This is a genomic window from Komagataeibacter europaeus LMG 18890 (assembly GCF_000285295.1).
GTDB lineage: Bacteria > Pseudomonadota > Alphaproteobacteria > Acetobacterales > Acetobacteraceae > Komagataeibacter > Komagataeibacter europaeus.
In genome coordinates this window covers 1-1,132 of the sequence record NZ_CADP01000313.1, presented here as the reverse complement: position 1 = coordinate 1,132, position 1,132 = coordinate 1, and the positions used below count along the sequence as shown (strand labels likewise).

At 64.0% G+C, this 1,132-nt stretch carries 1 protein-coding gene; it reads left to right on the top strand.

Going from position 1 to position 1,132, the window contains the following annotated elements:
- Positions 1-201: 201 nt before the first annotated feature.
- Positions 202-1,132: ParB/RepB/Spo0J family partition protein (locus GEU01_RS22060; protein ID WP_019087704.1), on the top strand; the 931-nt coding region annotated here is incomplete at its 3' end.

Sequence of the window (1,132 nt, the reverse complement as noted above, 5' to 3'; positions counted from 1 at the left end):
AAGGAAGAAGAGGCGGCAGCCTGAGAAGGGCTGCCATCTCCGGCCAGGCGCCGCAAGGGGTGGCGCCTCCCCGTGCTCGGCGTCTGCGCCGCCTGCGCGCGGGTCCGGTGCCGCCGCTGCACGGCGCCCTTGCCCCGCCAGCCCGGTGCTGGCCGCCGGAGTGCATCAGGAAAGGCGTCCTGAGAACACGGAGTAAAAACCATGGAACTGCGCGAAGTTGATCCGAAAACCCTGCTCGACAACCCCGAAAACCCGCGGAAATCCGCGCCCAACGAGGCGGAAGAGCGCCAGCTGGCGCTGAACGTCAAGGCCGTCGGGATCATCCACCCGCCCCTGGTCCGCGAAACTCCTGACGGCCTGATGATCGTTGCAGGGCATCGCCGCCGGCGTGCCGCGGTCAAGGCCGGCCTGAAAACCATTCAGGTGACGGTGGCAGGCGATGATGCGGAACTGGACCGGATGCGTGCCGCATCGGAGAACATGATCCGTCAGCCCATGACCCAGGTTGAACAGTGGCGGGTTGTCGCCAGGCTCCGGGAGGAAAAAAAGTGGAATGACACCGCGATCTGCAAGGCGCTGATGCTCACACCGGTGCAGCTGAAGCAGATCGGCCGCCTGTCTGTCATCCTGCCTGATATTCTGGCATGGATCGAGGCGGGCAAGGGTCCCGGCAATCGTGAACTGGCGAGCATTGCCCTTGCGTCCACCGCGCTGCAGGAACAGGTCTGGGGCCATTTCGGGTTTCCGGTTGGCTCGTTGCCGCCCGAGGATGTCGAAGCCTGCGAAGATGAGGGCGAGCAACTGCCCGACGGAAATTGGGAACCCGGTGCTGCCATCCCCGATTGGGACCGGATTGCATCAGCCCTGCGGCAGGACCGTTTTTATGCAATCGAGGCCTCGTTTGATGACGCCATTGCAAAAAGCTGCCGGATCGCCTGGCAGGAGGATCTGTTCGGTGAAGCCGGGAAGGACGGCCGTTATACCGATGACGGTTTCGCCTATGAGAAGGCGCAGCGCCAGTGGCTGGGTCAGAACACGCCTGAAGACGCACTGATCGTGCAGAGCGACGAGAACGGCGAGCCGGTTTTCGAACCCGGCATGGTCCGGATCTACTGGCAGCGCGAGGGCGCCA